5 protein-coding genes, 1 tRNA gene and 1 rRNA gene are annotated in these 6,860 nt (G+C 58.3%); 2 read left to right on the top strand and 5 right to left on the bottom strand.

The features are described from left to right. Positions 1-155 precede the first annotated feature (155 nt). Together rrf and NF685_RS06820 are read left to right on the top strand one after the other, a co-directional pair. Positions 156-270, top strand: a 5S ribosomal RNA gene (gene rrf / locus NF685_RS06825). A gap of 32 nt (positions 271-302) precedes the next feature. Further along, positions 303-379, top strand: a tRNA-Met gene (locus tag NF685_RS06820). A 498-nt stretch (positions 380-877) separates the two neighbouring features. Here NF685_RS06820 and NF685_RS06815 read toward each other — a convergent pair. The 5 genes from NF685_RS06815 to denD form a co-directional block, all read right to left on the bottom strand. Beyond that, complete coding sequence (locus NF685_RS06815; RefSeq protein WP_252849065.1) at positions 878-2,041, bottom strand: alpha-hydroxy acid oxidase; 1,164 nt, start codon at positions 2,039-2,041, stop codon at positions 878-880. Further along, positions 2,035-3,345 (bottom strand): MFS transporter, encoded by a 1,311-nt coding sequence (locus NF685_RS06810; RefSeq protein ID WP_252849064.1) that lies wholly within the window; start codon positions 3,343-3,345, stop codon positions 2,035-2,037. Before NF685_RS06810 ends, NF685_RS06815 begins: the two co-directional genes overlap by 7 nt. A 74-nt stretch (positions 3,346-3,419) precedes the next feature. Beyond that, entirely contained in the window at positions 3,420-4,352 is a 933-nt protein-coding gene (locus NF685_RS06805) for a sugar phosphate isomerase/epimerase family protein (RefSeq protein ID WP_252849063.1), read from the bottom strand. Positions 4,353-4,439: 87 nt separating this feature from the next. Continuing rightward, a complete protein-coding gene (locus tag NF685_RS06800) occupies positions 4,440-5,792 on the bottom strand; it encodes an MFS transporter (protein WP_252849062.1) in 1,353 nt (450 codons plus the stop codon). Between the two features lie 70 nt (positions 5,793-5,862). Then, positions 5,863-6,849 (bottom strand): D-erythronate dehydrogenase, encoded by a 987-nt coding sequence (gene denD, locus NF685_RS06795; RefSeq protein WP_252849061.1) that lies wholly within the window; start codon positions 6,847-6,849, stop codon positions 5,863-5,865. Positions 6,850-6,860: the final 11 nt, after the last annotated feature.

Below are 6,860 nucleotides of genomic sequence, written 5' to 3'. Positions count from 1 at the left end.
CACGTGAAGCTAACCGGTCCTAATCGCCCATATCGCTCACACAACGCTCTCACAAGAGAGCATACACATGCATAGCAATCATCCACGCAAAACACACTCATCATGCAAAACACCAACCTCCACACCGACACACAGTTGTCGGGTGGATCAGAAGACCTGGTGGCTATGGCGGGAGACTTCCACCCGATCCCATCCCGAACTCGGCCGTGAAACGCCCCAGCGCCTATGATACTGCATCTCAAGATGCGGAAAAGTCGGTCGCCGCCAGGTCCCCTGATCCACCCCACAAAACACCCCACCCTCGCGGGGTGGAGCAGCCCGGTAGCTCGTCAGGCTCATAACCTGAAGGCCGCAGGTTCAAATCCTGCCCCCGCAACCAAACACAAGCCCGCTCAAACAAGCGGGCTTTTTTGCGCCTGAAACCCCAAAAAACAGAATGACCCAGACAGTCAACAACGCCGGGAAAGTGCGCCTCCAGTTCTAGAAGCCGCCGTCGCGCATCTGGGGTTATATTTTCAGAACATGCCTTGATTGGGCTGGCTTTGCTTTCGCCTAAAGTAAATCCCTGACATATCGAGGGGCAGATTGTCTTCCGCGGATGAGGATAGTTGGCGGGAAGGGGCTGATACTCGCCTACTTTCATTCCGTCCGCGTTGCTCTGAAGCCGCCCAAGAGCTTGATCGTCCAATCCGAAATTGAAATGACGCCAAGACTAATTCTCCACCGGGGCGTGCTGTTTTTCCTTCGCACAAGGCCGACACAGATAGAAGCGAACATGCTCTCGTGACTTCATCGGGCCTCGCAAGCCGCTCGAGCAATTGTTCGCTTTTATCTCTCAACACTGCACTGTCACCAACAGAGGCATGCGGCATTCCATTCAGAGACCCACGACCCTTTCTTCACGTAGAGCGTCGCAATCTGTGGCGCCCATCAGGCACATATCGGTATGGATTTCACGTTGCAGCAGTCCGATTGCGTGACGGATATAAGCCTCTCCGCCTAGAGCAGCGGCATAAAGGAAAGGCCTTCCGATCATGACCGCGTCTGCGCCGAGAGCGAGGGCCTTGACGATATCCGTACCACGTCTGAAGCCGCTATCGACCAGTACTGTCATGGTCCCGCTGGCATTTCTGATTTCTGAAAGAACCTCGACGGGCGACACGGCGCAATCGAGTTGGCGTCCACCATGGTTCGAGACCACTATTCCATCCGCGCCGAGTTCTTTTGCGATACGTGCGTCGTCGGCGCTAAGCACGCCTTTGATAATAAAGGCACCTTTCCAGCGGCTGCGTATGAACTCGGCATGTTTCCAGCTGAATGAGGGATAGCCGGTTACAGCATTGATCTCACGCGAGAAGATCGAAGGCCTCGCTTGCGGATCGATATTGCTTATTCTGGGTATTCCCCGCTGTCTGTATGTTCCCAAACCGACTTTCAGAAGCCATGAAGGATGACACGCCATATCCGCGACGAGCCGTGCAGTCGGACGGAATGGCATCGTATAGCCGTTGCGATTGTTGTTTTCACGGTTTGACCCGACGGCGACATCGGCAGTCAGCATGTAGGCGGAGAATCCAGCCCCTTCTACGCGTCCGAGCATCGCATCGATGTTTTCCGTATCCGGCTTCTGATAACCGGCGAACCAGCAACCTGGATATGAGCGCCCGATCTCCTCCATCGGTGTAATGGCATTGGCACTCAAGGCATAAGGAATACCGGCGTTTTTCGCGGCTCGCGCCATGGCATTGTCTGCATCGCGGCCGACCACGGCAGAGGCTCCCATGGGGGCGATCATGAACGGGCTGTTATAGCGTCGCCCGAAAAGGGTTATCTGCTGTGAGCATGTCGACACATCGCGAAGCACCCGCGGGATCATTTTAAGACGGGATAGAGCTTCCAGATTATGCTGCACCGTCGCACCATCATCCGCGCCGCCAGCGACATAGCCATAAATGGCGCGCGGCAGAAAGCTGCGAGCGACAGGGTCAAAATCGTTCAGATTGAGGATCTGGCGATGCGAGCGATCGAAAAAATTCAGCATGTTTCCTGCATCCTCGACGACGTAGACAGAGCGGTCGGGGCCTGTTTGCTGTCGGTCATGGGGAGGGGCGCAATTGGCCCTACGATAAAGAGATAGGACAGAGCTCCAAGCAATCCGAAAGCACCGGTCGTGCAAAGAGGAATGAGGAACGATCCGTGAGTAAGACTCACCATGAGGCCGGTGAAGCTTGCGATAATAATGCCTGCGATATTGGCCGCGCTGTTCTGCATGCCACCCAGTGTAGCGACGAGATCGGGACTGGGCGCGAGATCGGCGGGCAGGGACCAGATATTTGCCCCGGTAAAAGCAATCCCTCCGAATGAAACCGAGAGCAGGGCGATACATAGCCAGGTCTGGGTGACAAAGGCAGTCAGAGCGATAACCGAAGACAGGACGAGACCACCCACAAGGCAGGTTTTGCGCGATGCCGTAAGGCTCCATCCGGCGCGATACAGACGATCGGATGTCCATCCCCCGAGCCATGCTGCCGGAATGGCAACCACTCCCGGGATCATGCCAATCAGACCGAGATCCTTGAGAGAAAAGCCGTGCGCGCTCACGAGATAGCTCGGAAACCAGGTGGCGAAAAAATAGAACACGAAATTGGCGCAGAAGAAGCCGAGCATCATTCCCCATACGGTGCGGTGACGCAGTAATCTGCGCCAGCTTCCTGAACCGCCTTTCTGCTGAGCCGGCTGAGCATCCCTGAGAGTTTGCAAGGCGCTGGACGACATGCGAGGGTGACGATCGGGATCATGATAAAGCGCAAACCATACAGCCACCCACACGAGACCAAGCGCCCCCGCTGCTACGAAGGCAAGGCGCCAGCCCAGCCACGCTATCAGTAGCGCGACGATAGGCATGGACAGGGCAGAGCCAGCGCGCGAGCCGCTATCGAAGATACCTGCGGCAAGCCCGCGTTCCGACTTTGGAAACCAGAGAGAGGCGACTTTCGCATTGGCGGGATAGCTACCGGCTTCACTGATGCCCAGCGCAAGACGGAGCCCCAGAATACTGAACGGTCCCCGGACCAGTGCCGTCAAAGCGGTGCAGACAGACCACCATGTCACGGCAAAAGCATAGGCAGAGCGTACGCCGACCTTATCGACGATCATGCCGAAAGGAAGCTGCATGAAAGCATAGGTCCAGAAAAAGCCACCAAGGATCACACCCAGTACGGTGGGATCGATATGCAGTTCGCGCGCCATGAAAGGTGCGGCGATCGCGATTGTTGCCCTGTCGATATAATTGATCGTCGTTGCGGCAAAACAAAGGATGATCATCAACCAGCGTAGTCGGGGCATGATCCGTCTCCGGTCCGGTGGCAAAACAGGAGCCATGGCCTGCACAGCTCAACGAGCCGTGCAGGGGGCGGTACTCAGGCTTTTTTCGGGAGAATACGGCGCAGATAGTTGCGGTTGGTTGCGCTTACACTCAGTCCGTCACCGCCGTAATGCTCGACCAGAAAGGCGCTTTTGAACCCGTGGGCCAGAGCCATCTTGATGGCAGCCCGATAGCTGATGACGCCGAATTCAAGCGGTGCAGGAGCTGTCACGACCATGCCGGTGGTCGCATCTTCAGTGCGGTAGTAGTTCTTGACGTGCCAGTAACGCGCAAAAGGTGCGACCTTCTGCATCATGGATGCCCAGTGCTCGACCGGACGATGCAGCCGTACAAGGTTGCCCAGATCGGCATTGATGCCGACATTGGTGCAATCCACATCCTGCACGAAGCGCACCGCGCTGTCGGCCGTACCGAGATAGGTGTCTTCATACATTTCCAGAGACAGGCCGACGCCCACCTCCTGCGCATGGCGGGCCAGCTCCCGTATGCGGTCAACGGCCTGTTTCCATGTCGCTGGATCGTCAGGATTGACCGTTCCCTGTGCAGTCCAGAACCACAGGGCAGCCTTTTGCGGCGGTGTCAGGGGATAGAACAGGCCGAACGACACTTCCCCGATACCAAGACGTGCAGCCGTATCGATCACGCGATGACTATAGGCGAGATTTTCTTCGCCCTGTTCGGGGTCGATGACGGACCGGCGTGCGGTTGACAGGCCAGGCATGGTAAGCCCTGCCTCTTTCACCAGATCGGCAAAGATCTTCAGGCGGGCCTCAGGCAGATCGGCAAGCCTGATCCATGAATCGGTCGGGTCGATTTCCGTAAATCCGGCATCGGTTACCTCTGCCAGGGTGGCGGCCCATTGTTCGGGAGTCTGATCCTGTACGCTCGATCCGTCGGGAAGGATATTGGCGTACTGGATCATTGCGGCGGCAATGGGCCAGTTGGTGCGGTCGTACCGTGTGGACATGAATATCTCCTTTTGAGGGAAGATCTCCCGGGGCGCGCCGCCGCTCGACGTCACGAAGCAGTGCGCCTCGAGGGAACAGGAAGGGGATCAGTGCGCAGGCCGGTGGCTTTGATGGTTCGTCCTCGGCAGGAATGCTGCAATTGCGAGCCCAACGAGGCCCGAGAGGGCGACTGCGTAAAGCCCCGCAACCGGCGTTTCCCAGAGATGGGATGCCATGCTGCGTATATTGGGCGCGGCGAAGCCACCGAGATTGCCGAGCGCGTTGATGAGCGCAATCGCGCCTGCAGCCTGAACCCCCGTGAAATGCGCCAGCGGGAAATTCCAGAAGACGGCCTGAACAGTCACGACACCGGCAGCGGCAATGCACAGACCGGACACGGCGATCACCCCGGAATGCGCACTGGAAATCACCAGCCCGATTGCCGCAGCGGACAGGCAGACGAGCAGTCCCAGACGGGGGGCGTCATGTTTCTGCACGAGACGTGTGATGACGTAGGTAGAGAGGATGGCGAACGCCCAGGGGATGCCGCTTACTAGCCCGACGCGAAAGCCGATTTTTTCGTGCAGGATGGTCGAGACCTGTTCGGGCAGATAGAAGACCACGCCGTAACTTGCGATCTGCATCACCATATAAAGGGCAAGGAACTGCAGAAGCTTTGAAGAGTGCAGCAATGCTCCCAGCCTGGCGCCATGATGGCCAGCGCCCTCCTTGGCCTCGGCTTCTCGGGCCAGAATGGAGGAAAGCGTGGATTTTTCATCATCCGTCAGCCAGCCCACATCCTGGGGTCTGTCAGGCAGAACGAACCAGGTCGCGATCCCCATGGCAACGGCGAGACCGCCTTCGAGCAGGAACATCCACTGCCATCCGGCGAGTCCGAATATGCCGTCGAGATTGAACAGCGCACCCGAGAGCGGGTTGCCGAAGGTCATGGCAAGCGGATAGCCGAAATAGAACACGCCCAGCACGCGGGTACGCTCCTTTTCCGGAAACCAGAAGGTCAGGTAGAGCATGATCCCGGGAAAGAACCCGGCCTCTGCAATGCCGAGCAGAGTGCGAAGCAGGACGAAGGACACATTGCCCTGGGTGAACATCATGGCTGCGGAGACAAGGCCCCAGCTGACCATGATACGCGCCATCCACTTCCTCGCCCCGACGCGGTAAAGAATGAGGTTGCTCGGTATTTCGAACAGCGCGTAGCCGATAAAAAACACGCCAGCGCCGAACGCAAACATGGTGTCGGATACGCCCATATCGGTATGCAGAGCCTGTTTGGCCGAGCCGATATTCGAGCGATCCAGAAAAGCCACGATATACATGAGGATCAGAAAGGGCAGCAGCTTGGCAAACGCCTTGCCTGTCGCGCTGGCCCTCAGAGCGTCTGTTGTCGACTGGTGCTTTTTCTGATCGTAGCGATCGGAATGTGGGGTGGCCGGGGTCATGATGCTTATGCTCCTCACGCCTGCCCCGGTCCCTGTCGTCCGGAGCATTGAGGTGATCGGGCTTGGTAGATCAGGCGATACGGCCGCCGAGTTCGTCTTCGATATGCGCCTGGATGATCGCATCGAAGCTCTGTTCGGTGGTGAAACCGAGTGCGAGGGCCCGCTGCGGGTCGAACGCGCGCGCCCAGCCTGCAACGATGCGGGCGATTGCCTCATCGGGCTCACGCCGTATGAGCGCGACGGCCCTGTCGCCAGCGACCCTTCGCAGAGCGGCGATCTGTTCTCCCACCGTGAGCGAGAGGGCAGGCATGGACAGGTTGGGTCGCTCGCCGAGCTGGTCGAGATCGAGCGTTGCGGCATGGCGAAGGAACTGGACGGCAGAGCGTGGGCTGGTCATCCAGTGGCGTGTCGTATCCGGCACCGGGAGGACGGCTTCCAGCCCGACGAGCGGCTCACGTATGATGCCTGAGAAGAAGCCCGACGCGGCGCGGTTCGGTTTGCCGGGTCTGACGCATATGGTTGGCAGGCGCAGGCCGATGCCGTCGAAAATGCCGCGACGGCGATAATCGGCCAGTAGAAGCTCGCATATGGCTTTTTGCGTGCCATAGCTGGTTTGCGGGGTCAGGATGTAATCGTCGGGAATGACCTCGGGAAAATCTCCGCCGAACACGGCATTGGATGAGGCAAAGACCATGCGCGGCTTCCAGTTTTCTCGGGCGCCATGATGACGGATAGCCTCGAACAGCGAGCGTGTCCCGTCGAGGTTGACGCTATAACCCTTGTCGAAATCGGCTTCTGCCTCGCCCGATACGATGGCTGCCAGATGGAAGATGATATCCGGTCGTCCGCTGAGCAGACGGTCTGCCGCGCCCGGCTGGGTAAGGTCGCAGGTCATGGTTTCGCAGGGACCGTCAAACCCTGTGGGTACGGCCGGTGCGACGACATCTGCCAGCGTCAGGCGGGTGGGAGCCTGTCCGCCGGAGAGCGGTGTTTTCACCAGACTCTCGGCAAATTTTCGCCCGATCATGCCTGCTGCGCCGAGTATGAGGATATGCATCGCGTTCATCC

It is taken from the genome of Asaia lannensis NBRC 102526, assembly GCF_024054035.1.
Classification (GTDB): domain Bacteria; phylum Pseudomonadota; class Alphaproteobacteria; order Acetobacterales; family Acetobacteraceae; genus Asaia; species Asaia lannensis.
Note: the sequence above shows the minus strand (reverse complement) of the source record. Positions and strands in the feature narration are given on the sequence as shown.

What these genes read in the sequence shown, in the direction of transcription:
- NF685_RS06805 (WP_252849063.1), bottom strand. Translation starts at nt 4,352, where the DNA reads ATGTCCACACGGTACGACCGCACCAACTGGCCCATTGCCGCCGCAATG.
- NF685_RS06815 (WP_252849065.1), bottom strand. Translation starts at nt 2,041, where the DNA reads ATGCTGAATTTTTTCGATCGCTCGCATCGCCAGATCCTCAATCTGAAC.
- denD (WP_252849061.1), bottom strand. Translation starts at nt 6,849, where the DNA reads ATGCATATCCTCATACTCGGCGCAGCAGGCATGATCGGGCGAAAATTT.
- NF685_RS06800 (WP_252849062.1), bottom strand. Translation starts at nt 5,792, where the DNA reads ATGACCCCGGCCACCCCACATTCCGATCGCTACGATCAGAAAAAGCAC.
- NF685_RS06810 (WP_252849064.1), bottom strand. Translation starts at nt 3,345, where the DNA reads ATGCCCCGACTACGCTGGTTGATGATCATCCTTTGTTTTGCCGCAACG.